The 24,252-nt window shown below is 38.6% G+C and carries 27 protein-coding genes; 21 read left to right on the top strand and 6 right to left on the bottom strand.

The features are described 5' to 3' along the window. Window positions 1–6 precede the first annotated feature (6 nt). Together H9649_RS07335 and H9649_RS07330 are read left to right on the top strand one after the other, a co-directional pair. On the top strand, window positions 7–1,173 hold the full coding sequence (locus H9649_RS07335) for an MFS transporter (protein WP_191694186.1): 1,167 nt from the start codon (window positions 7–9) through the stop codon (window positions 1,171–1,173). Window positions 1,174–1,366: 193 nt separating this feature from the next. Continuing rightward, a complete protein-coding gene (locus H9649_RS07330; protein WP_404828717.1) occupies window positions 1,367–2,932 on the top strand; it encodes a BCCT family transporter in 1,566 nt (521 codons plus the stop codon). A gap of 37 nt (window positions 2,933–2,969) precedes the next feature. On the opposite strand, the gene H9649_RS07325 is transcribed toward H9649_RS07330, so the two are convergent. Further along, complete coding sequence (locus H9649_RS07325; protein ID WP_191694079.1) at window positions 2,970–3,695, bottom strand: metallophosphoesterase family protein; 726 nt, start codon at window positions 3,693–3,695, stop codon at window positions 2,970–2,972. Between the two features lie 95 nt (window positions 3,696–3,790). Here H9649_RS07325 and H9649_RS07320 point away from each other — a divergent pair, with 95 nt between their 5' ends. Further along, window positions 3,791–4,465 carry an SOS response-associated peptidase gene (locus H9649_RS07320; protein ID WP_191694078.1) on the top strand — a complete coding sequence of 225 codons (675 nt, stop codon included), beginning with the start codon at window positions 3,791–3,793 and terminating at the stop codon, window positions 4,463–4,465. Window positions 4,466–4,533: 68 nt separating this feature from the next. Then, window positions 4,534–5,100 (top strand): hypothetical protein, encoded by a 567-nt coding sequence (locus H9649_RS07315; RefSeq protein ID WP_191694077.1) that lies wholly within the window; start codon window positions 4,534–4,536, stop codon window positions 5,098–5,100. Window positions 5,101–5,117: 17 nt separating this feature from the next. On the opposite strand, the gene H9649_RS07310 is transcribed toward H9649_RS07315, so the two are convergent. Further along, the gene (locus H9649_RS07310) at window positions 5,118–5,744 is read right to left on the bottom strand and encodes a DUF3298 and DUF4163 domain-containing protein (RefSeq protein WP_191694076.1); all 627 of its coding nucleotides are present in this window, start codon (window positions 5,742–5,744) and stop codon (window positions 5,118–5,120) included. A gap of 193 nt (window positions 5,745–5,937) precedes the next feature. Between H9649_RS07310 and H9649_RS07305 the strand changes: the two genes are divergently transcribed. From H9649_RS07305 to H9649_RS07255, 11 genes are all read left to right on the top strand, one after another. Next, on the top strand, window positions 5,938–6,318 hold the full coding sequence (locus H9649_RS07305; RefSeq protein WP_191694075.1) for a nucleotide excision repair endonuclease: 381 nt from the start codon (window positions 5,938–5,940) through the stop codon (window positions 6,316–6,318). Between the two features lie 214 nt (window positions 6,319–6,532). Further along, a complete protein-coding gene (locus H9649_RS07300; protein WP_191694074.1) occupies window positions 6,533–6,895 on the top strand; it encodes a VOC family protein in 363 nt (120 codons plus the stop codon). Window positions 6,896–7,089: 194 nt separating this feature from the next. Beyond that, entirely contained in the window at window positions 7,090–7,365 is a 276-nt protein-coding gene (locus tag H9649_RS07295; RefSeq protein ID WP_191694073.1) for a hypothetical protein, read from the top strand. Between the two features lie 119 nt (window positions 7,366–7,484). After that, on the top strand, window positions 7,485–7,928 hold the full coding sequence (locus tag H9649_RS07290) for a GNAT family N-acetyltransferase (protein ID WP_191694072.1): 444 nt from the start codon (window positions 7,485–7,487) through the stop codon (window positions 7,926–7,928). Window positions 7,929–7,992: 64 nt separating this feature from the next. Further along, the gene (locus H9649_RS07285) at window positions 7,993–8,460 is read left to right on the top strand and encodes a DUF523 domain-containing protein (protein ID WP_191694071.1); all 468 of its coding nucleotides are present in this window, start codon (window positions 7,993–7,995) and stop codon (window positions 8,458–8,460) included. A gap of 115 nt (window positions 8,461–8,575) precedes the next feature. Then, window positions 8,576–8,815, top strand: a complete 240-nt coding sequence (locus tag H9649_RS07280) for a hypothetical protein (protein WP_191694070.1) — start codon at window positions 8,576–8,578, stop codon at window positions 8,813–8,815. Between the two features lie 326 nt (window positions 8,816–9,141). After that, window positions 9,142–9,480 (top strand): PepSY domain-containing protein, encoded by a 339-nt coding sequence (locus tag H9649_RS07275; RefSeq protein WP_191694069.1) that lies wholly within the window; start codon window positions 9,142–9,144, stop codon window positions 9,478–9,480. A gap of 181 nt (window positions 9,481–9,661) precedes the next feature. After that, complete coding sequence (locus H9649_RS07270; RefSeq protein ID WP_191694185.1) at window positions 9,662–9,958, top strand: ASCH domain-containing protein; 297 nt, start codon at window positions 9,662–9,664, stop codon at window positions 9,956–9,958. A gap of 478 nt (window positions 9,959–10,436) precedes the next feature. Next, window positions 10,437–11,363, top strand: a complete 927-nt coding sequence (locus tag H9649_RS07265) for an aminoglycoside phosphotransferase family protein (protein ID WP_191694068.1) — start codon at window positions 10,437–10,439, stop codon at window positions 11,361–11,363. 128 nt (window positions 11,364–11,491) lie between these two features. Further along, window positions 11,492–11,830, top strand: a complete 339-nt coding sequence (locus H9649_RS07260; RefSeq protein WP_191694067.1) for a PepSY domain-containing protein — start codon at window positions 11,492–11,494, stop codon at window positions 11,828–11,830. Between the two features lie 257 nt (window positions 11,831–12,087). Continuing rightward, entirely contained in the window at window positions 12,088–12,264 is a 177-nt protein-coding gene (locus H9649_RS07255) for a hypothetical protein (protein WP_191694066.1), read from the top strand. Window positions 12,265–12,335: 71 nt separating this feature from the next. Here the strand turns inward: H9649_RS07255 and H9649_RS07250 are convergent, their stop codons facing one another. The 3 genes from H9649_RS07250 to H9649_RS07240 all read right to left on the bottom strand — a co-directional run bounded on the left by H9649_RS07250 (window position 12,336) and on the right by H9649_RS07240 (window position 14,945). Then, window positions 12,336–13,283, bottom strand: a complete 948-nt coding sequence (locus tag H9649_RS07250; RefSeq protein WP_191694065.1) for a metal ABC transporter solute-binding protein, Zn/Mn family — start codon at window positions 13,281–13,283, stop codon at window positions 12,336–12,338. Between the two features lie 64 nt (window positions 13,284–13,347). Then, window positions 13,348–14,202, bottom strand: a complete 855-nt coding sequence (locus H9649_RS07245) for a metal ABC transporter permease (RefSeq protein ID WP_191694064.1) — start codon at window positions 14,200–14,202, stop codon at window positions 13,348–13,350. Then, complete coding sequence (locus H9649_RS07240) at window positions 14,202–14,945, bottom strand: metal ABC transporter ATP-binding protein (protein WP_191694063.1); 744 nt, start codon at window positions 14,943–14,945, stop codon at window positions 14,202–14,204. The genes H9649_RS07245 and H9649_RS07240 overlap by 1 nt, the downstream gene beginning before the upstream one ends. A gap of 404 nt (window positions 14,946–15,349) precedes the next feature. On the opposite strand from H9649_RS07240, the gene H9649_RS07235 reads away from it, so the two are divergent. The 3 genes from H9649_RS07235 (at window position 15,350) to brnQ (ending at window position 21,085) form a co-directional block, all read left to right on the top strand. Next, complete coding sequence (locus tag H9649_RS07235) at window positions 15,350–16,495, top strand: exonuclease SbcCD subunit D (protein ID WP_191694062.1); 1,146 nt, start codon at window positions 15,350–15,352, stop codon at window positions 16,493–16,495. Continuing rightward, window positions 16,492–19,569: an AAA family ATPase gene (locus H9649_RS07230; RefSeq protein ID WP_191694061.1), complete on the top strand. Its 3,078-nt coding sequence runs from the start codon at window positions 16,492–16,494 to the stop codon at window positions 19,567–19,569. Before H9649_RS07235 ends, H9649_RS07230 begins: the two co-directional genes overlap by 4 nt. A gap of 166 nt (window positions 19,570–19,735) precedes the next feature. Then, window positions 19,736–21,085, top strand: coding sequence for a branched-chain amino acid transport system II carrier protein (gene brnQ, locus H9649_RS07225; protein WP_191694060.1), 1,350 nt, complete (start codon window positions 19,736–19,738; stop codon window positions 21,083–21,085). 56 nt (window positions 21,086–21,141) lie between these two features. On the opposite strand, the gene H9649_RS07220 is transcribed toward brnQ, so the two are convergent. Further along, window positions 21,142–21,804, bottom strand: a complete 663-nt coding sequence (locus tag H9649_RS07220; RefSeq protein WP_191694059.1) for a GntR family transcriptional regulator — start codon at window positions 21,802–21,804, stop codon at window positions 21,142–21,144. 464 nt (window positions 21,805–22,268) lie between these two features. On the opposite strand from H9649_RS07220, the gene H9649_RS07215 reads away from it, so the two are divergent. From H9649_RS07215 to H9649_RS07205, 3 genes are all read left to right on the top strand, one after another. After that, window positions 22,269–22,853: a 3D domain-containing protein gene (locus H9649_RS07215; protein ID WP_191694058.1), complete on the top strand. Its 585-nt coding sequence runs from the start codon at window positions 22,269–22,271 to the stop codon at window positions 22,851–22,853. Between the two features lie 102 nt (window positions 22,854–22,955). Then, a complete protein-coding gene (locus H9649_RS07210) occupies window positions 22,956–23,510 on the top strand; it encodes a DUF4825 domain-containing protein (protein WP_191694057.1) in 555 nt (184 codons plus the stop codon). After that, the gene (locus tag H9649_RS07205) at window positions 23,507–24,229 is read left to right on the top strand and encodes an SDR family NAD(P)-dependent oxidoreductase (protein WP_191694056.1); all 723 of its coding nucleotides are present in this window, start codon (window positions 23,507–23,509) and stop codon (window positions 24,227–24,229) included. Before H9649_RS07210 ends, H9649_RS07205 begins: the two co-directional genes overlap by 4 nt. Window positions 24,230–24,252 lie beyond the last annotated feature (23 nt).

Raw genomic sequence — 24,252 nt, 5'->3', positions numbered from 1 at the left:
CCAATTATGTTCGCAATTGGAGCAACTCATTTACTGAATGATACGTTGCAAGCGGTCATTCCTGCGATGTTCCCAGTTTTAGAACAGGAAAGAGGGTTGACGTTTACCCAGCTGGGCTTTATTTTCTTCGCATTAAATATGGTTGCATCCGTTCTTCAACCTGTCGTAGGTTATTTTAGTGATAAAAAACCCATGCCCTATGCACTTCCAATAGGCATGACTTGTTCTCTTATTGGAATAGGAGGTCTTGCGATTGCTCCAAGTTATTGGCTAATTCTATTATCCGTCATCATTCTTGGATTTGGTTCTGCCGTATTCCATCCCGAAGGCTCACGCGTTTCCTTCATGGCAGCGGGGAATAAAAGAGGATTGTCACAATCAATTTATCAAGTGGGGGGAAATACTGGACAAGCGCTCGCACCACTTATCAGCGCATTCGTGCTAGTTCCTCTTGGACAAATCGGTGCCGCCTTTTTCGTTCTTGTCGCAGCACTTGGCATCTACATATTATCGAAGATTTCTGCGTGGTATAAAAAACAACTGGAACTTGAAAAACAGAACAAACGCAAGAAAGTTATCCTCTCTTCTATTGGAGAGCTTACTAAAAAGCAAATAGGAATCGCATTAACTCTATTGCTCGTTGTCATATTTGCTAGATCGTTTTACGTAACAAATGTGACGAGTTTCTATGTTTTTTATTTAATGGATGAGTATGAGCTAAAAATTGCGGCAGGGCAACTATACATATTTCTATTCATGGCTTTTGGCGCTGCCGGAACATTTTTTGGCGGTCCATTTGCAGACCGTATTGGACGGAAAAACGTCATCGTCCTCTCTTTAATTGTTCCATTGCCATTATGCCTCTTGTTGCCTCACGTTCCTTTGTGGATAATTGGGCCGCTATTGGCTATTATCGGGTTCTTCATAATGCTCAGTTTCTCGGTTACGGTCACATATGCACAGGAACTTGTTCCAAGTAAAATCGGTACGATGGCCGGGCTTACTGTAGGATTGGCGTTTGGTATGGGAGCAATCGGAGCTGTTGCATTCGGTAAATTGATGGATACTATCGGTATTTACCCGACTATGGTTATCGCATCATTTTTGCCGTTCATCGGTTTAGTCGGTTTGGCATTACCGAAAGATCAAAAAATTGCGATGCCCAAAAATTAATGACTTAACGGCTATTCCCTACAAACACTTGGGATATAGCCGTTTTGTGATTGTTCATTAGGAGTTTTGTAAAATAGTATCATAGAAATGGGGGACTAACTGCTATATACTCTTTCCCAATAAGTTGATTAGTATATCAGTTTTTAGGGTATGTAGCTAAGTAAATAATTTAAATATGGGAGTCGATTTTGTCTTGGATAGGAAGTTTTGGAAGAACCCAGTGTTTTTAGTATCATCCATCGTCATATTAATCCTAGTTGTTCTAGGAGCAGTGTTTAACGAGCCTTTCGGTGCTGTTGCTGATCGATTATATACATTCACAACAGTTAAATTCGGTTGGTTTTATTTATTGACCGTATTCGTCCTTATTGTATTCTTAATTGGGCTTGCCATTAGTAAGTTTGGTGCGATTCGTCTAGGTGGAGACGAAGAACGTCCTGAGTATCCTTTCTTTACTTGGATTGGCATGCTGTTTTCAGCAGGCTTCGGTGTTGGACTCGTGTTCTGGGGTGTTGCAGAACCGATGAGCCATTACTTCACTTCACCGATGAGCGGAGTTGAAGGGCAATCAGAAAGTGCTGCGCGTGTTGCAATGGGCTATTCATTTTTCCACTGGGGTATTTCTCAATGGGCCATATTTGGAATGGTCGGTTTAGTTATCGGATTTTTACAGTTTAGAAAGAAGAAAGATGGCTTAGTTTCAACTGCACTTGAACCATTAGTTGGCTCGAATAAAGTGCTGAAAACAGGTATCGACTCTTTTGCAGTCATAGCAACTGTAATGGGTATTGCAACTTCACTTGGTATGGGTGTCCTGCAAATGAGTGGTGGACTTGAATATGTGTTTAATTTTAAAGGCTCATTTACGACTCAAATGGTGATTATTGCGATATTGTTTGTTTCTTATATGCTTTCTGCTTCAACCGGCTTGAGCAAAGGAATTGCGTATTTAGGGAACTTTAATCTTGGAATGGCCATAACAATGTTAGTCTATTTCTTTTTTGTCGGACCAAAAGTGTTCATACTTGAAAGCTTCACATTGGCAATCGGAGATTATATTAATAACTTCATAAGCTACAGTTTACGTCTGCAACCTTATCAAGGCGGCTCATGGGTTCGGGAATGGACAATTTTCTACTGGGCATGGACAATTGCTTGGTCACCGTTTGTCGGAGCATTTGTTGCGAGGGTCTCAAAGGGTCGAACCATCCGTGAATTCATCGCGGGCGTTATGGTCATCCCTCCTGTATTTGCGTGTATGTGGATTGCTACACTTGGTGGGACAGCGTTATACAGCGATTTGAATAATGGCACGAAGATTGCTGAAGCAGTTGACGCGGATGTGACATCTGCAATATTTGAGACACTTAATCATTTGCCGTTAACGGGTCTTATGTCAGTGCTGTCAATCATACTAATTTTCACATTCCTCATAACGTCTGCTGATTCAGCGACATATATTTTGGCAAGTATGACGACGAAAGGAAGTCTGTTTCCACCATTAATGGTGAAGATGATTTGGGGCTTCTTAATGTCTGCAATCGCAGCAGTATTGTTGTATGCAGGAGGATTAGAAGCGTTACAATCAGCATCACTCGTTTCTGCATTGCCATTTACATTATTCCTCATACTTCTCATGTTCTCGCTCGCCAAACTGTTGAGTAAAGAACCAATTACAGTTAGACCGCGTGATATAAGACGGTTTGAAAACATTGAAAAAGAAGTTAAGAAAAAGGCGAGCAGAAAGAAGAAGAAATAATATATTGAAGCCGGATTCATGAAGAGTCCGGCTTTTCTTATTGTTGCTTTTTTGAATTGGAGACAGCGTATACTTTTCGGTTAGGCAGTTCAAGACAATTGAGCTGACCGCCATAGACAGCAGCACCATCAATTCCAATAATATTGTTCTCACCAATATAAATTGAATGATCGTTCTCATCTTTATGTAAGTTCTTGCTCGGCGTGTGGCCAAATATGACTGTCTTTTCTCCTGCGTAGCCATTATGGAAAACGTCTCGTATCCATATGAGTTCATACGGATCGGTTTCCTCAATTTTTTTCTCTGGATGAACACCTGCGTGAACAAAGATCGTATCTTCCCATTCCACGTAGTAATCTAAATTCTGTATGAATTCTAGGTGTTTATCTAACAGATCTGAATGTAGTTCCGGTTTCACGAAAGTATCCTCTTCATTAAAGATAAATTCACTCGCAACAAAACCATAGCTTTCGAGCGTTTTATTACCACCATTGCGGCCTGTCCAATTTCTCCATGCTCTTTCTTCACCTAAAACGAGTGATTTCACCATCATATCCTCATGATTACCTTTTAAGACGAGTGCCCCTTCTTCCTTCAATTGAATCACTTTTTCGAGCACTTCTTTTGACTGTGGACCACGGTCGATATAGTCACCTAGTAGAATTAATTGATCGTTTTTTGGATTGTAATTACTAATTTGTAGTAGCTCTTCGAATAATTGCAGTTCCCCATGGATATCACTAATTATTAATGTACGTTGCAACTGTATTCATCCTTTCTAACGTGCCTACTATGATTCTACCGCAAATACGTGATACGATTAAGTGAATAGTCTCGACAAATTGAGGAGGATGCTACATGTGTGGTCGTTTTACATTATTTGCCCCTTACTTTGAAATTATTGAACGTTTCGACATTGCATCTGCTTTTGCTGAAAGTGACTATATTCAAAGCTATAATATTGCCCCATCCCAACAAGTGGCAGCTATTATTAATGATGGTACTCAAAATCGTCTTGGCCATTTGCGATGGGGACTAATACCGCCATGGGCGAAAGATGAAAAAATTGGGTATAAAATGATTAACGCCCGCGCAGAGACTATCGCTGAAAAGCCAAGTTTCCGAAAAGCTTTCTTGAAGCAACGGTGCATCATACCGGCTGATTCTTTCTATGAATGGCAAAGGCAAGATGGAAAAAAGATTCCGATGCGCATTAAACTGAAAACAGACGGCTTATTCGCCATTGCTGGACTGTGGGAATCATGGAAATCACCTACAGGACACGTAATTCATACATGCACAGCAATAACGACTGAACCGAATGAATTGATGAAACCAATCCATGATCGGATGCCAGTCATATTGAAAAAGGAAGATGAATCGGCTTGGCTTAATCCGAAAAACACCGAAAGTCATTTCCTGGGGAATATGTTGAAGCCGTTTGATGATACACAAATGGAAGCTTACGCTATTTCCCCAGATGTCAATTCGCCTAAAAATAACGACAAGACATTAATTCATCGACTATGTTGAAAATTTTTTTATGAGTGTAACTAGTTGTCATATACTTCCGTCTACTCTGTATAAGGATAGAGAGGAAGATGAATTTGTATAAGCGTCTAATTTTGCCGTTTCTTATATTGTCGATTACCTTATTTCTTTGGAAACCGACAGATGCTGTAGCTTGCTCTTGTATAATGCCTCCGCCGCCAGACCAGGCATTGAATGAGGCAAATGCCGTATTCAGTGGTGAAGTGATCGAAATCACTGATAATATGAAGCTTATAAACGGTAACGGCAGGACTGTAAAATTCAAAGTGGATGAAAGTTGGAAAGGCATTGAAAGCGGAGAAGTGGCTATTACAACAGGAAATAATGAAGCAGATTGCGGATTTCCATTTGAAGTCGGCCAAAGTTACCTTGTCTATGCATCAAGCAACGGCATGTATGATAGCAAGTCTTTAACGACTAGCATTTGTAATCGCACTGTGCAGCTTGCAAATGCGACTGAAGATTTGAAAGTATTTGGTGAAGGTGAGAAAATTGATACAGTAGCAGAAGAGGTAGGGGTAAATCGTAGTTGGATCGTGTGGATTGGTGTATTTGTAATTGTCATTTTGTTAGGAACAGCAACGGTTTATTTCAGAAATAAAGAAGCGCGCAGATGAGTCTCTCTGCACGCTTTTTATGTGAATGTCATCATCGTATTTAGTGGTCCTTCAGTTTTTATATTAGTTGCTAAATCCAAAATAGGAATAGGGAAGTACGGAAAACCTGATGCATATGGCGCAATTTCATATAGCTGGAAATAGACGACGAGCGTCACATCAGCTATATAGTAATCCTGATCGGGCCGGATACTTTTAAACGGCGGTTCCAGTAATTGAATATCCCAGTCTTTTATTCGTTGACGGATAATCATATTAATTTCTTTTTCATAATCACTTCCTGGCTTGAACAGCTCTTTTAATGAAAAATGCCTGCCTGTCTTAACGTCAAATGTCAGCGATTTAACAACTGTCATGCCATGCGCTCCGCCTGTAAAAGAATAAACGATTAAGTTTAAACTTAGAATGCCGCGCTCATTGGTCTTTATCTCAAAGTTAGCGAGCATTTCAACTAAGTAACTCTCATAAAAATATTGGTCTATAAGCATTTTATTTAATGTGCTAATAATTGTATGGTTAATCTTTTGTTGTACCGTGTAATTGGTCAACCCTACTACTGACGGATAGTAGACATTCACGTTTGTTGCGGCATGGGGAAGTTTCTTTGTTTGAATCGTTACTGGGAAATCATTCACACGTAACATCCTTTCCTCATTCATACAGTTAGTGTATGAATGGAAAGCAGAAGATACTACAAACTGACCATTAGCGGGAGTATAAGACTTCTATCACTTTTACGTTCGAAGTGACTTTGTTTGTCATCTTGTAGGAAAAGTGCAATTTACGTCTTTTTATGGTACGATTTAAGTTCACAAAAGAAGAGGACGTGAGCTAACAATGATTTCAATTACAATACCTGAAACTGAAGTTACAATTGTGCAACGAAAGCAAGAAATGAATGCAGATGACGCGCCAATCAAATCAATTAACGGTTTTATCGATATCCATGAAATACCGCGCGACAAAGGCGGCATCATCTTATTCTTCAACAAGAAAGATGAGCTTCTTTTAGTAGCTAAGGCACGCAAGCTTCGCCAACGTGTGAAAAAACACCTTGAAGACAGCGTTTCGCCACTAAAGGCCCACCGCGATGAAATTAACAAAATCTCTGTCATCGTTGTAGAAGATGCGATGGAGCGTGAAATTTATGAAACGTACATTATCAACACAATGCGCGCAAAGTATAACACTGACAAAGCATTCTTTGAAAACGAATAACTATTGTATAAGTAAAGTGGAAGGATGATGCACTACAATGCATCATCCTTTTTTATTTGCAATTAAATAAAAGTTAACATTTCTAATAATTCGAAGTAACTGATTTAGAAGTTTGTTATACTAAATCTAATTGAAGAAAATGTAGTGCATTAAATAATTTTTAAGGAAGGGCCTTGTAATGTTGCAGTAAATTATCAAATAGGGGGAAATTCATATGATTCTTGGGTTGCATCATGCACAAATTACTATTCCGATTGGCGCGGAAGAAGAAGGTAAACAGTTTTACTGCGATTTATTAGGCTTAGAGGAAATAGAAAAGCCAGACTCACTCAAAGGGCGTGGAGGGTTTTGGTTAAAAGTCGGTGATCGAGAAGTTCATGTAGGTACTGAAGATGGTTTTGACAGGCTCTTAACAAAAGCTCATTTGGCTTATTTGGTCGATGATATTTCCTATTGGAAAAACGTATTAGAAAAACAAGGTATTAAGCCAATTGGAGGCGTTCCAATTCCAGGATTTGTCCGATTCGAGTTCAAAGATCCTTTTGGCAACCGGGTTGAAATGATACAAGAAATATGAGACCGATTAAACAAATAGGCCAGTATCAAATGTTGCTTTCCGTTCAGGCACACGCTTTTCTCGCAAAAGCCGTTCTCTGGTACGGCTTTCGCTGTTCACGAAGGTGTTGGTGCCTAGACTCCAAGCAACGAAAGTATTACATATAAAGTAATTTAAACATAAGGGCCATTATGCTAACTTAGGAGGAGTTGGAAGTGGAAAAGCAGTACAGTAAGTACTCAGTCATTCTAATTGTAGTTGGAATTTTTATTGCGTATATGATTTTCCCTCCTTTAAATATCACATTTGGAAAGTGGTCTATGTTAGCTATACCAACCGGTTTTGTAACTTATTTAACAGGAATTGGACTCGGAATTACCGCTTTTTTAAAGAAGGAAAAAGGGTTTATGAAATATATTTCATTATTTTCTCTTGTGTTAGGTGTTTTATATGTTGTATTCCTTTTTGCAGTATTCGGTGGAACAATTTAGAAAAGTAAACACTACAAATACTACAATCGGATTCTTATGAAACACAATCGTTCGATACTAGGGTTGTTTTGTTTAAATTTTGTGAGTCGTGTACTGAAAAACTAATAGGGGGATTTCATATGGAAACATATCAAGCTACGATTGAGGATTTAGAAGGTGTATCAAATTTATTCAATTCATACCGCATGTTTTATGAAAAGCCATCAGATTTAGAGGGTGCTAAGAAATACATAAAAGAACGTCTGGAAAATGAAGAATCCGTAATATTTGTTGTTAAGAATGATCAAAAGTATGTGGGATTCACACAACTTTATCCCGTTTTTTCATCAATCTCAATGAAGAAATCATGGATGCTGAATGATATGTTTGTTGATCAAGAAGCTCGAAAACTAGGAATAGGACAAGTACTTTTGCATAAGGTGAAAGATTATGCTGTAAAAACAGGTGCAAAAAGTGTTGTTTTGGAGACGGCACCAGATAACTATGCTGCTCAAAAGTTATATGAAAAAAACGGCTATGTACGAGATACACAATTTTATCATTATGAATTAAGTGTAACTTAATAAATATCTAGTGAGTTCTCTCGAGAACAGGCCATATTGTAAATATTAAATCGAGGTGTTATCAATGATATTGGTTAGTTCTTGTTTAGCAGGTTTACAGGTAAGATATAACGGTACACATTGTTTAAATAACATGATAAGTAAACTAATAGATGAGGGTCAAGCAATACCGGTATGCCCAGAATTACTTGGTGGTTTTTTAACCCCCAGAGCACCTGCTGAAATAATAGGTGGTAATGGGGAAGATGTATTGGATGGGACGGCCAAAGTAATCGAGAAATCAGGTAAAGACGTTACGGAACTATACATAAAAGGGGCTTATACTACTTTAAAAAAAGCTAAAGAAGTTAATGCAACAGTTGTTGTTCTTAAGGAGTATAGTCCATCCTGTGGAAGTTCAATGATTTATAATGGTGAATTTGAGGGAGAGAAAGTTGCTGGGAATGGAGTTACAACTGCTTTATTGAAGAGAAATGGTTTACATGTAATTTCAGAAGAACAGTTGTCCGATAACTTCGATGAAATAATATAATCTTTCTATAAATATCATGGTCACGTTTGCTTTATAAGCGATATCGTATATATCGCAATCGAGCCAATTCGTTGCTGAATTCCATATGAATAATTAAAAAAGGAGATGTTGAAAAGTGTTTCAGAATAAAGATCCTAACTACAAAAAGTACTTTTGGAAAAGATTCTTTATCTTGTTTATACCGATTTTCACTATTGGTGTGATTTCTGAACCTTATATATCTAATAATCCTTTTTTAGAACTTGAAGATTATGGATCTTTTATATTCTTTTCATTATTTTACGCCCTTATTTTGGGTGGAATATCAGCCCTCATCGTTTCATTTGCTTGGAGACTAAAACTCTCTAAACAGTAGTTCATACTCTTAAAAAGATTAATTTACCACCATAATTGTTTTATAAGCAGTTGTGCTATACCGTAATCGGCGGCTTTTGTTAGGTATTACGCTCTTAGTTGATTGGAGTGCAAGCCGTCGACTCCGGGAGGAATAGCGAAAGCCTTAACGAAGAACGGCTTTTGCGAAACAAAGCGTTAGCTTTTCGAGCATATCTTTGCAATAGCCTTGAGACCCTGGACGTAGCGAAGCGAAGAAAGCAGTTCAAGCCACGCCCTCTGGAAAGCGAACGGCTGGAACGCAATTCAACGTGTTTGAGATTATTCTAGATTCGGGGGAGTGAGCATTTGAAAAAGTTGTTATTAGTTTTCCTTATTATTATAGCGATGTTTTTTTCATACTCCTATCAGTCACCAATTATGATTACGTGGGAAGCGATAGATAGTGCGGAAAAGCACTTGAAAAATCCACCAAAAGAGTGGGGGGAGACCTTTTCTGACTTAGATTGGAATGATACTCCTTTAAAAAATGTTAGTTTATCACTAACCCCAAAGAGTGACTTCTGGAGTAAACTAACAAATAGAATGAACTGGGAAGTGACGATAAAAAATAATGGTTCAGAGAAGACAGTTGTTATTGATGCTTACACAGGTAAACTCATAGATATATATGGCCCATTAAATTAGGTACATTCGTTTTATTGTTCAAGCAATGGATGAAATTGCTGCACCAGTAATCCAGCCAATAGGGAAAATGGGCCAAATTAGGAAAGAATGAGTGAATCTAAATTAGAAATAATATTTAAGGTGTGTGAGGTGTTATTAAGTGATACATCAGATGGGATTGTAGGGCGAATACTTTTAAGCCATTAAAGAAGGTGAAAAGATAGTAGAAGTCCGATTGAATGATGAAAAGAGAAGGAGTATCAAAGTTGCAGATTCAATAGAATTTATAAAGGTCCCCCAACAAGATGAAATTCTAAAAGTACAAGTAGTAAATCTTATAAGTTACGACACTTTTGAAGCTATGTACAATGACATTCCTTTTAAAGATTTTGATTGTGAAGGCTGGACAATAAAAGAAATGATAGATGGAACATATGAAATATACACTCGAGAGCAAGAAAAGGAATGGGGTACATTAGCAATTTTTATTGAATATTAAAGTGTAACTTCTTAAGTTAGAGGATGCGTTGTGAAGCCCTACACTCTAAGTTGATAGAAGTGGAGGTTGGCTACTCCTTGGGGATAAGCAAGAGCGGGTATGGAGAACGGCTTTTGCGAGTGAAGCGCAGCGTAAACGAGAACATATTTGCGCTGTCGGGTGAGATCCAGTGATGCCTTAATGTCCGCAAAGTACACAGAAATAAAATACCTGCCTTAGTTTCTGTAACGAGCACAGAAACTAAGACCAAGCGAACCTACGTTGTTCGCTTGGCTCATCGCACGCTCTCCGGAAAGCGTACGGCTGAAACGTAATTAAACGTATTTAACGCTACTCCAGATATGGGGGCTTATTCCTCGTCAAGGTACGTGGGGGTAGGCTTTATAGGTTGCACATAATATAAAAACTAAATAATTGGTATTCAGTTAAAGGGAATATTTTATAATACAAAATAGTAATAATACGATGGAGATGGAATATGGAAAAAGCCCAGATTATTAAAAATTCTATACCGTTTTTATACAGTGCTATAAGAATTGAGAAGTTAGATAAAGGGTACTCAGCAGATGAAAAATACATAGTATATTTCGAAGACAGAAAGTATCTACTACGGTTAGGAGATATAAACGGATATGAAAGAAAAAAAAACGAGTTTCATATCCTAAAAAAAATGCGGGAATATAATGTTCAATCCTCTGATCCAGTAATTATAGGCGTTCTTAATGAATTAAACTCTTGTTACACCATTTATTCGTATATTGACGGTGTTGATGTGAAGGATGTATTAAATAACCTTACCCAAATAGAACAATACAAGATTGGAACTGAGGCTGGAAGACAACTATACAATATGCATCTTCTTGAAGCATCCCCAACATTAAAATCCTGGTATGAGCGGGCAATGGCTAAACATTATAGATATCTCGAAGCATATAAATCTTGCGGAATAAAAATTAAAAATGATGATAAAGTTCTTGATTTTATAGAAAAAAATCAGCACTTATTACAAGGACGTCCCAACCGATTTCAGCATGATGATTTTCACTTAGGAAATATCATTGTGAATAATAAAAAATATGCTGGGGTAATTGACTTCAACAGCTTTGATTGGGGGGACCCACTTCACGACTTTGTTAAAGTAGCTCTATTTCAAAGAGAATTAAGTGTCCCGTTTTCAATTGGACAAATCAAAGGTTATTTTGATGAGAAGGTGCCAGAAGATTTTTGGATGCTCTATTCAATCTATACTGCTATGGTTGTTTTTTCATCAGTAGTTTGGTCGCAACGGTATGCACCTGACCAATTAAATGAAATGATTGATCGAATTCATAATTTATTGGAAGACCATAAAGACTTTGAGTTACTAAAGCCTTTATGGTTTGAACCAAATGTATTGTTCCGTTAACGGGGGCGTTTGCTTTACAAGCGATTTCGCGTATACCGCAATAGTGCAAGCCACGCCCTTTAGAAAGCGAACGGCTGGAACGCAAATCAACGTGTTTGAGATTATTCCAGATTCGGAGGCGTGAGCATTTGAAAAAGTTGTTATTAATTTTTCTTATTATTATGGTGATGTTTTTTTCATACTCATATCAGTCGCCAATTATGATTACGTGGGAAGCGATAGATAGTGCGGAAAAGCATTTGCAAAATCCACCAAAAGAGTGGGGAAAGACCTTTTCAGACTTAGATTGGAATGATACTCCATTAGAAAATGTTAGTTTATCACTAACTCCAAAGAGTAACTTCTGGAGGAAACTAACAAATAGAATGAACTGGGAAGTGACAATAAAAAATAATGGTTTAGAGCCCACGGTTGTTATTGATGCTTACACAGGTAAACTCATTGATATATATGGCCCATTAAATTAGGATGATTCATTTTACTGTTCAAGCAATGGATGAAATTGCTTCACCAGTATACGGCTGAAACGAAAATCAACGTGTTTAAGGCTACTCAAGATATGGGGGCATTTAATTAGTACTACGATCTAAGTTGATTGGAGTGGAACGCGTCCGCCTGCAACGCAAATCAACGGTTTCATTTTATTCCTTTAATGGCTGATAAAAAGCAACAATCGTCGAGCTTCAAACGAGCTAAACTAATCAGTAAAAGAGAGGTTTTGTAAATGGATAACAAATGGTACGGACTATATGCCGTTCTTTTAGGCATAGTATCTTTTTTTACAGGTGAAATTGTCACTTTCATGATGCTCGGTTTCATCTTAATTGCGTTAATTAACATTAACACAACCTTAAAAACGCATTTTAATAAAACCGACATGAAAAAAGAAAACGATGAATAACTTAAATAAAAACAAAAAAGACTGTACAAGCAACCAGTTCACACTGATACCTGTACAGTCTATTTGCATTATCACTTACTCATTTCATCATGAATCAAGTCAATATTATACTTCAAATACTTCACATACGTATCCACTTCATCGCCAGGTTGACCAATTTCATCTGAATAGATTTTCTTCTCAGCAATACGGACACCTGTCTCATTTGCTACTGTTTCCATCGGACGTGCGTCAACGTTTGACTCAACAAACAGAACAGGTACTTCGTTAGCCTTAATAAACTCTACCAATTCCTTAATTTGAGTTGGAGAACCGTTCTCTTCTGTGTCAATTTCCCAAATGAATGCTTCTTTCAAGCCATATTCTTTCGCCATATACTGGAAAGCACGTTCACTTGTAACGAGAGTACGTTTATTCTCTGGAATGTCATTAATGCGATCAGCATAATCTTTTTCAATCTCTTTCAAGCGTTCAACATATTCGTCGCCGCGCTTTTGAATTTCATCGCTCTTCTCGGGATGTTTTTTGACAAGAATATCTCTCATATCCTCAGCCATCTTAATGCCGACCGTAGGAGAGATGAATGCGTGAGGATTTATTTCTTCTTCGCGACCATCTTCACCTGACAAGTACAATGGTTCGACACGTTCAGTCAAGCTGAAAATGTTCTCTTCTTTTTGATTTACTGTATCCATCATTTTGAAGAACCAGCCATGTTTGCCGCCTTCGAGGTTCAAGCCATTATAAAATAACACATCTGCATTTGTAGCTGCTTTAATATCATCTGGTAGTGGCTCGTATTCGTGTGGATCTGTCCCTGTTGGAACGAGATTATACACTTCAACTAAGTCACCACCGATTTCCCTTGCCATATCAGTAATGATTGTAAAAGAGGAAACGACTTTTAAGGGCTCATCGCCAGTAGGTGCCGTGTCCGTTGCTTTTTTATCCTCTCCACAAGCCGCCAAAAGAAAGACGGATAATAAAGATACCCCTAACCATGTTATTAATTTTTTCATTCTCATTTCTACTCCTTATAGGTAATTATATTTTATTCAAAAGCCGCGAGCTAATACTAACGGGTTATGCAAGTTTTCTACGGTTGAATGCCTGGATCTTTCTAACAATGATCCCTTGTTTAGGTGAAAATAAGAATGCCAATAAGAATAACGCAGTAGTCGCTAGTGCGATAACTGGACCTGAAGGCATATTGTATTCAAAGCTAAAATACAAGCCGATGACTGCAGATAGTGCACCGAAGAATGATGCGAGCACTACCATGACAGACAATCTGTTTGTCAGCAAGTACGCAGTGGAAGCAGGTGTGATGAGCATCGATACAACAAGAATGACCCCGACTGTCTGTAGTGATGCCACTGTCACAAGTGTCAATAAAAACATGATTGCATAATGAATAAATCGAACATTTAATCCATAGGCTGCAGCCATCGTCTCATCAAAACTTGATACTAGCAGTTCCTTGTAAAATAGCACAACAGCTAATATGACAATACTTCCAATTGCTAAAGTGAGCCACATATCGGAAGTTCTAACAGCAAGAACATTGCCAAACAAGATTTGTGTCAAGTCAGTCGCACTCTTGGCTTTAGAGATTAAGATCACTCCAAGAGCAAAGAATGCCGAGAACACGAGGCCAATAGATGAATCACTTTTAATGCGACTGTTTTGTGTAATGGCTCCAATACCAAAAGCCGTCAATATTCCTGTAAACACTGCACCATAAAAATAGTTAATACCTAACATATAGGAAATGGCGACTCCTGGTAATACAGCGTGCGATATGGCATCTCCCATCAATGCCATTCCTCTTAAAATGATGAAGCTTCCGATTACTCCGCAAATGATTCCGACCATTATAGATGTGACGAACGCTTTTTGTAAAAATGCATATGTCTGTAGATCGTTGATGAATTCCATTACATTCGAACCTCCAAATCATCGAGCATTGCGACAGGCCGTTCGTAAGCGCGTGTCATGTTTTCCGGTTGGAACACTTGTTGGACAGGACCCGCTTCGATTAATTGTTTGTTAATCAAAATCAGTTCGTCAAAATAATTTTTCACTTTCGTCAAATCATGATGGACAACAAATACGATTTTACCTTCAGCTTGCAGTTGTTTCAGGATTCCAATGATGACTTCTTCACTGGATACATCAATGCCGACAAAAGGTTCGTCTAAGAAGAAATAATCCGCATTCTGCGCTAGCGCACGTGCTAAAAATACCCGCTGCTGTTGACCGCCCGATAATTCGCCAATCTGACTATTGGCGAAATCCTCCATGCCGACTTTCTCGAGGCATTTCAATGCCCATTCCTTATCTTCCTTTTTAGGTCTTCTTAACAATCCAAGCTTCGGATAAGTGCCGATAATGACGGCATCATGTACTTTAATCGGAAAGTTCCAATCAATGTTGGACCGTTGCGGAACATAAGCAATGTTCTTTCTAAAGTTCTTAATAGGTTTTGAATTAATCTCGATTGTTCCTTTATCTTTCGGGATCAAACCAAGCATTGCTTTCATTAAAGTAGACTTGCCTGCTCCGTTTGGTCCAAGTATGCCAATTAGTTTTCCGGATGTGAATGTGAATGAAACATTTTCAAGAACTTGTTTTCCGTAATAGGAAACCGAAATATTTTTAACTGAGATGGTATCTGACATATTTTTTCCTCCTGATTAATTTGGGTTAGGGAAAATACTTTCCCCAGTGCAACTTTATGTGTAAAAAAAAGGATTTTCAAAAACTGCAATTATGGTAGTATACTGCCGAATTGCGTGTAACGTGACTGTGTAAATTGATTATAGTCTTAAAGTTTCCCTTACGCAACTTTTATCAGTATAGTATAAAATAAAATCAGAGTAAAGCCTTTTTTCTCATTTACACAAAATAAATTCAAATCCGATAAAACATCTTCGGAAAACCATAATAATTTCCAATATAAGCTTTCGGTGAATTGCTATGTGAACAACTCTCTTTGGGAAGTTTCCCTTTTTTGCATGATTATATGCCCTAAACAATAAAATCCTGTAAAATGGAAAGTAGAACAGTGATCGGGGGCGTGACAATGAAATTTTTCCATACAGCAGATTGGCACTTAGGAAAACTGGTGCAAGGTGTTTACATGACTGAAGGACAGAGGTATGTGCTTAACCAATTTGTAGAAGCGATTAAAGAAGAGAAGCCGGATGCAGTTATTATCGCAGGGGATTTGTATGATCGTGCTGTACCACCGACTGAAGCGGTAACTCTGCTTGATGAAATACTTCGACAAATTGTCGTCGACTTGAAGACGCCTGTGATTGCAGTTGCAGGCAACCACGATAGTCCAAGTCGGTTGGACTTTGGTAGCCATCTAATGCGTCAAAATGGCTATTATATAGAAGGCAGGTTAAAGCGGGCGAACGAACCGGTCATTTTGAATGATGAATATGGTGAAGTTCATTTCCATCTCGTGCCTTTTGCAGATCCATCTGTCTGTAGACAAATATATGATGACGAAACAATAACGGATTTTAATAATGCGATGCAACGAGTTATCGGAGAAATACAATTCCAAGAAAACGCTCGACATATTTTTGTTGGACATGCATTTGTGACACCTCATGGCGAGGAAGAAGAGAATACAAGTGATTCTGAACGTCCGCTCGCTATTGGTGGTGCCGAGTATGTATCCGCTCATCTATTCAAGCAATTTCATTATACAGCGCTTGGTCATCTTCATCAGGCTCATCATGTGGGGAATGAAACAATTCGATACTCAGGTTCTCCAATGAAGTATTCCATTTCTGAAGAAAATCATCAGAAAGGTTTTTTCATCGTTGATATGGATGGAGAAGGAAATATTGATGTCCAGAAAAGGATGCTCAAACCTCAACATGATATGCGCACTGTTGCAGGATTAATGGAAGAGATATTAGCACATCCATCAAGTGATGACTATGTGTTTGTGAAATTACATGACGAGACGCCTGTTTTATTCCCAATGGAAAAAGTGAAATCAATTTTTCCAAACGCGATGCATATTGAACGGAAAATAGTGAGGACTGCTGCAACAAAGGAACACGCAAGTGTCTTAATGGATGAAAAACCGGATGATCTGACGTTGTTCAAGTATTTTTATTCACAAGTACACGATGCCGAACCTGATTCCGAAATGGAACAGCTATTTGCTGAAGTGTTGAATGAAGTGAAGGGGGGAGTTGACCGATGAAGCCCATTCAATTAACAATGACAGCATTTGGACCTTATAAAGGTACAGAGGTGATTGATTTTAGAAAACTAAAAGAACACCGTCTATTTGTCGTTTCAGGATCTACGGGTGCAGGAAAAACTACAATTTTTGATGGAATTTGTTTTGCGCTTTACGGTCAGGCAAGTGGAGAAGATCGAACGGATTCACGGTCTATGAGAAGTGATTTTGCAGATGATTCAATGCCGACGTCTGTTGAACTTATCTTTGAAATCCATAGGCGTAAATACCGTGTAATGAGACAGATCCCATACTTGAAAAGTGGGAACAAGACTGAGACATCTGCGAAATGCGAGTTTTTTGAACTGATAGATTCGGGTGAAGTACCTTGTGTAGACCGTCAAATCGTGTCGGAAATTAATCGGAAAATCGAAGAATTAGTCGGTTTTACTCAAGATCAATTCAGCCAAATTGTTATGTTGCCGCAAGGGGAATTCCGAAAGTTCCTGACGTCCGATACAGAAAATAAAGAAACAATTTTGCGTAAAATATTCAAAACGCACGAATATCGGGAAATTGTGGATGTCTTAAAAAATAAGAAAGATCTTGCCGCTTCACAATTAACTGACGAAAGAAGAAGTGTGGATAACTTCGTCAAACAAATACCTAGCCTCATACCTATGAGAGAATCACTTATTTTTAGTGTATTGGAGCAAGAATTTGCGAATAGTTCTCAAGTGATTGAAGGTCTACATCAGGAAGTGGCTTTCTATTCTCAAAAAGCGGTAGAGGATGAACTGAATTATAAAACTTCATATGAGCAACACGCGAATCTGCTTGCTGCCTTTCATTCGGCAAAAACAGTGAATGAGCAATTTGATCATTTGGAGCAACGAAAAACAACATTAGAGAAACTGGCTTCGGAAATACCTGTCATTGAGGATACAGAAAAGCGAATTTCCAATGCAGAACGCGCTGCAGTTATTCATGAAATTGAAGGTTATTATAAACAGCAGGTGGAGGAAGAGAAAACTAAGCAACAGCAAGTAGGTAAAGCCGAGGCACTTGTCGTAAATGTGCAAAAAGAGAACGCTGAAGTGCGCGGTTCATATGAAGAGATTGAAAAACAGGAACCAAAACGTGTGGAACTGACTGAACAGCTCATCCGGTTACGTGATCACTTGCCAGCCGTGACTGAACTTGCTAAGAAGGAAGCGGACGTGCTTGCATTAGCAAATAGTTTGGAACAGTTGAAATCGGATTTCACGAGTACAGTAAAAAAGTCTGATGAAGGAAAGTTAAAACTTGCTGAGTTGAAAAGTCGTATCGATAGATGTGAAGAGGAACTCCTTCCGTACGACAAACTTGTTGAGACGTTAAATATGATTCAAGTGCACGGTAAAGCTGTCCAGGAAGTGGAAAACCTGTCACTCAATCTGGAAGAATTGGTTGTTCAGTATAAAACTGCCACTGTGAATTTTGAACAGTTTAGAAAAGTATTTGAACAATTACAAAATGACTGGCTCACCAATCAAGCATCTCATCTAGCTACAACATTGTCGGACGGTGAGCCTTGTCCGGTATGTGGAAGTGAGCATCATCCCGCCAAAAATCTTACACAGCATGGTCATTCCATAACACGGGAAGAACTGGATGCAAAAAGGATTCAATTGTCGGAAGTGGAAAGTACATTCCGTTCAGCACAAGCGAAATGCGAAGCGGTTCAGGAACAGCTTAAGTTGAGGGAAGAAGAAGTACGCAATCTACAGATTACAGACAACTTAACAGAATTGAAAATGAAAAGACGGGAAGTTACTGAGAAGATTGATCAGTTAAAGTTAAAACGTGAAGAACTTCATATATTAAAAGATCAGTTGAAGGAAATCGAAGTGGATTCAGTTAGATTAGATACACAACGGACTGAATTGGAAAAGGCGCTTTATGAACAGTCGTCTATATACGAAAAAGAATCAGCTTTACTGCAAAGGGATATTGCTATTGTTCCGGAAGGTTTGCGGAAACTCGCGGTTTTACAAGATGAGATAAAGAATACGGAAAAAATGAAACGGCAGTTGGATGAAGCTTGGGTTGCTATCCAGAAAAAGCGTGAAGAGGCGAGAGAGAAAGAAGTTACAGCAATGAACTCTCTCCATTATATAAAACAGGCGCACGAAGAAAGTATAAGAAAACGGAAACATGCGGAAGAACGATTTTTGGATGCTTTGAAAACATCGGAGTTTGCGACGGAAGAAGCATATTTGGAAGCTAAATTAGGAGATGCTGATAAGCGGAATCTTAAGGAATACGTCAATACCTTTAAACAGAATCTACACACGACGAAGGAAGCGATACGTGAGTTGGATAAAGTTCTAGAAGGGAAGTTTAGAATAGATCTTGCGAGTATGTCTGAAAAAGTAGATTTGCAAAAAGCGGCATATGAAAAAGCACTGACCGATTGGAATCGTTCAAATGAGTATGAAAAGGCGCTTCGAAACTTGATGGAAAGTTTAGCTGAATCAGTTGGAAGTATTATGGAGCTTGAACGGATTGTTTCAAAACTGACTGACGTATATGATGTCGTTAGGGGACAGAACAATCATAAGCTTTCATTTGAACGGTTCATCCAAATCGATTATTTGGAACGAATCATCCAATCAGCAAATGCTCGACTTGAAAATTTGTCAAATGGACAATATGAATTGTTACGCAGTGATCGTCAAGAAATGAGAGGCAGACAAAGTGGTCTTGGTTTAGATGTGTATGATGCATATACCGGTCAGAACAGGGACGTAAAAACATTATCTGGTGGAGAGAAATTCAATGCTTCACTCAGTTTAGCATTAGGAATGGCGGATGTTATCCAAAGCTTTCAAGGTGCCATGTCAATCGATACGATGTTCATCGATGAAGGATTCGGCACGTTAGATGAGGAAGCGCTGAGAAAAGCTGTCGATACATTGATAGACTTGCAAAAATCAGGGCGGATGATTGGTGTTATATCTCATGTAGAAGAACTGAAAGCTGCATTTCCTGCAATTCTTGAAGTACGAAAATCACCCGAAGGCTATAGTGAAACGAAGTTTAGTATAAAATGAAAACGGCAGGCAGATTTTGTCTGCCTGTTTTTCTTGTGAAAATAATGTGTATTATCGTACGACTATGTAATAATTAGCCATTGCAATTCAACCTATTAAGCTTTATTATAAGACTTTGCGATATATTGCATACAGATATTCTTACATCAAGAAAGGACAGGGGCTTATGCAAACTAAAATATCTTTTAATTCGTACTTATTAATCGGGGTTATGCTTTTTGCACTCTTTTTTGGAGCAGGTAACTTAATATTTCCGGCGCAGTTGGGACAATATGCAGGAACAAATCTTTGGCCAGCTGTTATCGGTTTTATCGTAACGGGCGTTGGATTGCCTTTCCTTGGAATTCTTGCAATCGGTTATTCAGGCAGTCGGAATCTCCAAGACTTAGCTAGTCGAGTTCATCCGATCTATGCAATTATATTCACATCACTACTCTATTTGACGATTGGACCATTCTTCGCGGCCCCTCGAACAGGTGCGGTCGCATTCGATATTGGTATTGCAACATTTATACCTGCTGAAAGCATGAGAATCGCGCTATTTATCTTCACGCTCATTTTCTTCGGAGTCACTTTATGGTTATCGCTTAATCCTGCAAAAATAGTTGATCGGGTGGGGAAATTCATGTCTCCCGCAATCATTATATTATTGCTCGTATTATTAGTTATTGCGTTCATCAATCCGATTGGAACGATCCAGAATCCAATCGATCCATACTCAACTGGAGCATTCATGAAAGGCTTCACGGAAGGATATAATACGATGGATGCACTCGCTTCACTCGTATTCGGTATTATCGTTATCAATTCTATTCGCGCGCTTGGTGTGACGGACAGAGCTCAGCTTGTATCGGCTACAGCTAAGACAGGAATTATTGCATCAGGTTTTCTCGCGCTCTTGTATGTTGGTATCGCATTTCTTGGTGCTACAACGACAGAGAAATTCGGTCTGTTTGACACGGGTGGTCCAGTTTTAAGTGGAGCAGCAGCACATTATTTCGGCACTATCGGATCTGTGCTGTTAGCAGTTGTTATTATACTTGCATGCCTTACTACTAGCATCGGTTTAATGACTGCATGCGGTGAATATTTCCATACACTTATTCCGTCTATCAGTTATAAGTTATTCGTTTCAATTTTTACCATCTTCTGTTTCATTGTTTCGAATTTCGGACTTGCTAAAATCATTACGTACTCAATCCCGGTCTTAATGTTCCTGTATCCACTAGCAGTCGTTCTAATGTTATTGACATTTACTTCGAAGTTATTCAATCATTCTAGACTCGTCTATGTGAGTGCTACAGCGGTTGCATTTGCTATTAGTACAATCGACGGTATAAAAACGTTGTACGGCACACTCAATTACACGGAAGACCAATGGCCGATTTGGCTCAGTGCCATTGTCGATTTCTATGATAAAGTACTTCCACTGTACTCAGAAGGTCTAGGCTGGCTTCTTCCGGTCTTGATTGTCATGGTTATCACAACTATTATTGCAAAAGTATTTAAGATTTAAGCCTATAAACGGAAAAAGAGCACTCTGCATATGGAGTGCTCTTTTTCTGTAATAAATTATTCCTTTTTAAATGAACGAAATTCTTCTATCGCTCGAAGCCAATTTTCTCGCATCACTTTAGAAACTGCTTCTGCATTGCCTTCCTTCATCATTTGGATAATTTCCCTATGCTCATCGATCGACTTTTCTGTCAAAATGATGGAATTTAAAAAGAACAGTCTTCTAACATGCTTTTGTAAAGAGGCAACCATTGAATGAATGTATGGATTTGCAGCAATATCCACGATGATCTGATGGAAATTCTCATCAAGCCTCAGTGCTGAATAATCATCTTTGCGATGCACGGCTTGGGCAAACTCCTCGTTTGTTTGTTCCAATTCCTCCAAAGTTTCCTTCGTCAAATGGGGAACAGCAAGTTCTGCTGACAGCGCTTGCAATGCGGCGAGTGGAGGTAGTAAATCATTTATCGTTTCCGGGTCGACTTCAGTTACTTGTGTAGCTTTACCTGGCAACATTTTCACAAATCCTTCGACTTCCAGTAACTGAAGCGATTCACGGATAGGTGTCCTGCTCACTCCAAGGGCTTCGGCTAATTCAATATCATTCAGTTTTTCTCCGGGTCGGAGAGTTCCATCTATAATCCATAGTTGCAGATGGCTTAACGCACTCTCTTTAGCGGTCTTACGTGTTGGTTTTTCATGTTCCGAAGGTATCGGCATGTGGAATCACCTTCCTGTTCCTACTATAGTACTTCCAGTATACAGGAAGTTCCTGTTTGTGGAAAGACGTGGTATACAATATATCAGTGATGATTCGATTAGGAATGTAAAAACCCCTAAGGTTTGTTAACCGATTCAGCAATTAAATAGTTAAAATCACTACTGTCGATTGATGTGTTTTCCTGTTTGCCATGTTCGACAGTGTAATATTTCATCTGTATAAACTTGGCTGACCGCTCCCAATAGAAACTAAGAATACTATTCAAAAGTCCATTATAAGCAGATGGATTAAGCTATTATCAACTATATAGACGTTTGTAATAACTGTCGAATCAAACAATTTAAATTTCTCTCCACTGTAACAATCACTACTTTTTTGTAACGTGATTGGCCGTTAATTGTAATGTGCTTGTAATATTACACTGATAATCTATGGATAGACTAAAAAGTGGGGAGTAGAAAACTTGAGAAAACATATTGTGACGCTTATTTTTACAGTAGTTTTATTGATCGGTGGAACGACCGAAAGTTTTGCGGCTTCTTCATCGTACAAAGTCCAAAAAGGAGATACCCTTTACAAAATCGCAACTACACACAAAGTTTCTGTTAATGAACTAAAAAAATGGAACGACATGAAATCGAACGTCATTAAACCCGGTCAGCAATTAAAGATTGTCAAAAGCGACAATAAAATGAAAAGTAAAGAAGCAAAAAAGAAAATCGCCAAAACTCCATCTCGTTCTGATGATGATAATGTTGTCAAAGAAATTACAGTAAACGCAAGTGCTTATACTGCATACTGTAATGGTTGTTCTGGAATTACATCTACAGGCATTAACCTTAAACGGAATCCTGATGCAAAAGTGATTGCTGTAGATCCGACGGTGATTCCTTTAGGCACGAAAGTGTACGTGGAAGGATATGGATACGCGATAGCCGGAGATATCGGCTCCGCGATTAAAGGAAATAAAATAGATCTTTTCTTCCCTACAAAAGCAGAAGCATACAAATGGGGACGGAAAAACGTGAAGATAAAAATATTGAAATGATATATAAATGCCGGCTTCTTCTTTTTGAAGGGCCGGTTTTTTAATTTTCCTTTCCTTCTGATTATCATGTAAACTAGTGAAAAGAGTGAACGGGGAGATAACATGGATAAAAGAAGATTAATCATCGGACTCATTATAATCTTTGCGATTCCGCTGTATATATGGATTGCTTATTATGAAATTCCGAATAAAGCAGAGGTTGGAGAAGGAAAGCTGCAACAAAAACCATTGAATCATAATTTTGCAACAGTTCTTCCGTTTGAGAATGAATATATGGGGGATAATTCAAATACCAATGGTTTAGTAGAATCGTTGCCGTTAAGTGAGTTTAAAGGGACGATTGAAATGGATCCGGAACAACATTCATTACTCGTTCATTATAATGCCAACACGGTTGAACTTGATGGACAAGCTGAACAGGCAGTCCTCTATAATTCAACTGCAGCCTTTGTTTTACTGGGTAATTTGCAAGAGTTTACAATGCAATTTACAGATGAAAGTTTCACTGTGAAGCGTATACAAGTCGAGAGTTGGTTCGGAACGGAATTCAACGATCTTAAAGACCCTGACATCTTTGAGGAGAAAGTACAGAATCCGATTGGTGCAGCTGGTGCAGAGAAGTGGTTTGAAGTGTATACAGGAGGGAAAATGAAATGAATATTTATATTATAACAGGGGCATCAAAAGGTATTGGTTATGAAATGTTGAAGCAATTGAGGGGCCATGGAGAAAGAGTGATCGGTGTTGCGAGGACGAATCCACATGAATTGGAAGACTTCATTATTGCAGATTTATCAAATACAGAGAGTGTAGAACAAATGACGAGTCAGATATTAACGGATAATCTGTCTAAAGCATCTTCGTTCACGCTCATTAATAACGCAGGTGTGGTAGATCCAATTGGACTTATCGGATCGGTAAATTCTTTAAATATGATGGAAGCGCTTGCTGTCAATTTGGCTGCGCCGATGATTGCGTCAAACGCATTCATTTCGAATTTAAAAGATTTCGAGGGAATAAAAAGGATTATAAATATCTCTTCAGGAGCAGGAAGAAGTGCATATGAAGGTTGGGGCGTTTATTGCACAACGAAAGCCGGCTTGGATCATTTTACAAGAGTGGTGGCAATTGAACAGGAATCTGCGGAATATCCTGTTGAAGTTGTTGCTATAGCGCCAGGAATCATTGACACGGACATGCAAGAAGCAATCCGTTCGAGTGATGAAGATGACTTCCCATTACTTGGGCGATTTATTGATTACAAAGAACAGGGTCATTTAAGTAGTGCAGAAGAAACAGCGCACAAATTAATTTCATTCATGGATCGAAAAGACTTTAAAGAACTTGGTCCCATTGCCGATATTCGTCAAATTTAAAATCTTTTTAAAAGAGCGGGATG

The sequence above is a fragment of the Sporosarcina quadrami genome, assembly GCF_014836615.1.
Lineage (GTDB): Bacteria > Bacillota > Bacilli > Bacillales_A > Planococcaceae > Sporosarcina > Sporosarcina quadrami.
The sequence above is the reverse complement of the archived record's forward strand: the minus strand, read 5'-3'. Positions and strand labels throughout refer to the sequence as shown.

Excerpts from the sequence above, each read along its gene's own strand:
- H9649_RS07335 (WP_191694186.1), top strand. The coding sequence starts at position 7 with ATGTTCGCAATTGGAGCAACTCATTTACTGAATGATACGTTGCAAGCG.
- H9649_RS07320 (WP_191694078.1), top strand. The coding sequence starts at position 3,791 with ATGTGTGGTCGTTTTACATTATTTGCCCCTTACTTTGAAATTATTGAA.
- H9649_RS07315 (WP_191694077.1), top strand. The coding sequence starts at position 4,534 with ATGAATTTGTATAAGCGTCTAATTTTGCCGTTTCTTATATTGTCGATT.
- H9649_RS07310 (WP_191694076.1), bottom strand. The coding sequence starts at position 5,744 with ATGTTACGTGTGAATGATTTCCCAGTAACGATTCAAACAAAGAAACTT.
- H9649_RS07305 (WP_191694075.1), top strand. The coding sequence starts at position 5,938 with ATGATTTCAATTACAATACCTGAAACTGAAGTTACAATTGTGCAACGA.
- H9649_RS07300 (WP_191694074.1), top strand. The coding sequence starts at position 6,533 with ATGATTCTTGGGTTGCATCATGCACAAATTACTATTCCGATTGGCGCG.
- H9649_RS07290 (WP_191694072.1), top strand. The coding sequence starts at position 7,485 with ATGGAAACATATCAAGCTACGATTGAGGATTTAGAAGGTGTATCAAAT.
- H9649_RS07285 (WP_191694071.1), top strand. The coding sequence starts at position 7,993 with ATGATATTGGTTAGTTCTTGTTTAGCAGGTTTACAGGTAAGATATAAC.
- H9649_RS07265 (WP_191694068.1), top strand. The coding sequence starts at position 10,437 with ATGGAAAAAGCCCAGATTATTAAAAATTCTATACCGTTTTTATACAGT.
- H9649_RS07255 (WP_191694066.1), top strand. The coding sequence starts at position 12,088 with ATGGATAACAAATGGTACGGACTATATGCCGTTCTTTTAGGCATAGTA.
- H9649_RS07250 (WP_191694065.1), bottom strand. The coding sequence starts at position 13,283 with ATGAAAAAATTAATAACATGGTTAGGGGTATCTTTATTATCCGTCTTT.
- H9649_RS07245 (WP_191694064.1), bottom strand. The coding sequence starts at position 14,202 with ATGGAATTCATCAACGATCTACAGACATATGCATTTTTACAAAAAGCG.
- H9649_RS07240 (WP_191694063.1), bottom strand. The coding sequence starts at position 14,945 with ATGTCAGATACCATCTCAGTTAAAAATATTTCGGTTTCCTATTACGGA.
- H9649_RS07235 (WP_191694062.1), top strand. The coding sequence starts at position 15,350 with ATGAAATTTTTCCATACAGCAGATTGGCACTTAGGAAAACTGGTGCAA.
- H9649_RS07230 (WP_191694061.1), top strand. The coding sequence starts at position 16,492 with ATGAAGCCCATTCAATTAACAATGACAGCATTTGGACCTTATAAAGGT.
- brnQ (WP_191694060.1), top strand. The coding sequence starts at position 19,736 with ATGCAAACTAAAATATCTTTTAATTCGTACTTATTAATCGGGGTTATG.
- H9649_RS07220 (WP_191694059.1), bottom strand. The coding sequence starts at position 21,804 with ATGCCGATACCTTCGGAACATGAAAAACCAACACGTAAGACCGCTAAA.
- H9649_RS07210 (WP_191694057.1), top strand. The coding sequence starts at position 22,956 with ATGGATAAAAGAAGATTAATCATCGGACTCATTATAATCTTTGCGATT.
- H9649_RS07205 (WP_191694056.1), top strand. The coding sequence starts at position 23,507 with ATGAATATTTATATTATAACAGGGGCATCAAAAGGTATTGGTTATGAA.